Raw genomic sequence first — 1,375 nt, 5'->3', positions numbered from 1 at the left:
CGGCCCTTCCGCTGCCCCGGCGCCCGTGTTGATCCCGTCCACACCGCACAGTGGGCCCATGACAGACATGGGCGCGGACACGGGCGCGGACAGGTACGTGGACAGGGGTGCGGGCGTGAGCGGGGGCAGAGGTGCGGGCATGGACGTGAGCCTGGCGTCGGCGTGGGCGGCACTGGGCGGCGAACCCGGCCTGCTGCCACGCGTGTCGACGGTCGTCCGGGAGGGGGCGCTGCCCGCTCGCCTCCCCGTACGGGAGCTGGCGCGTGCCTGTGTGGGCGTGTGCGCGCTGGCCGCCGCCGAGCTGGGCGCGCGGCGGGCCGGGCTCACCGAGGTGCCCCGCGTACGAGTGGACGACGGGGCGGTGGCCACGGCCTTCGTCAGCGAGCGGCATCTGCTGATCGACGGGCGGGCGCCGGTCGCCTTCGCACCGCTGTCGCGTTTCTGGCGCACGGCGGACGGCTGGGTGAGGACGCACGCCAACTACCCGCACCACCGGGAGCGGTTGCTGTCCGCGCTGGGGCTGCCCGAGGGTGACGCGACCGCCGTCGGGGCGGCGCTCGCCGAACGGTCGTCGCTGGAGATCGAGGAGACGGTGTACGCGGCCGGGGGTCTCGCTGTGGCGCTGCGGACGCCGGAGCAGTGGGCGGCGCACGACCAGGCCGCGGCGGTCGCGGCCGGACCGCTCGTCGAGCACGACCGGACGGACACCGCGCACGCGCGCGTGACGCCGCATTCGCACGCGCCGGGGGCTGCGGCGATGGCTGCGGTTTCGGCCTCGCCGAGTGGGGCCCCGCTGCTGCCCGCCGCCGGCGTCCGGGTCCTCGACCTGACCCGGGTGATCGCGGGCCCGGTGGCCACCCGCACGCTCGCCCTGCTGGGCGCGGACGTGCTGCGCGTAGACCCGCCGGGGACGCCCGAACTCCCCGACCAGCACATCGACACCGGCTTCGGGAAGCGGTCGACGGCACTGGATCTGACCCGTGCCGCCGACCGACGCGTCTTCGAGGAGCTGCTGGCCGGCGCGGACGTCGTCGTCACCGGGTACCGGCCGGGTGCGCTGGACCGCTTCGGCCTCTCCCCGCAGGCCCTGCTCGCCCGGCGCCCCGGCCTCGTCGTGGCGCAGCTGTCGGCGTGGGGCCCGTACGGGCCGTGGGCGGGGCGGCGGGGCTTCGACAGCCTCGTCCAGGTGGCGACCGGGATCGCCGTGGTCGAGGGCTCCGCGGAGCGGCCGGGCGCGCTGCCCGCGCAGGCCCTCGACCACGGCGATCGCGGATCGCGGCGGGGTGGTCGAGGGCCGCCGCGACGGCACCCTCGTCGCCCCGCACCATCGCACCCGTACCCCCGTCTCTTATCCACATGTGACTCTGCCGACGAA

General features: G+C 76.5%; 1 protein-coding gene. It reads left to right on the top strand.

The features are described from left to right. Nucleotides 1–139 precede the first annotated feature (139 nt). On the top strand, nt 140–1,375 hold a 1,236-nt coding region (locus AOK23_RS43915; protein ID WP_107103017.1), incomplete at its 3' end, for a CoA transferase.

This window comes from Streptomyces torulosus (assembly GCF_001419765.1).
GTDB lineage: Bacteria > Actinomycetota > Actinomycetes > Streptomycetales > Streptomycetaceae > Streptomyces > Streptomyces torulosus.
This window is presented reverse-complemented; position numbering and strand designations above follow the sequence as displayed.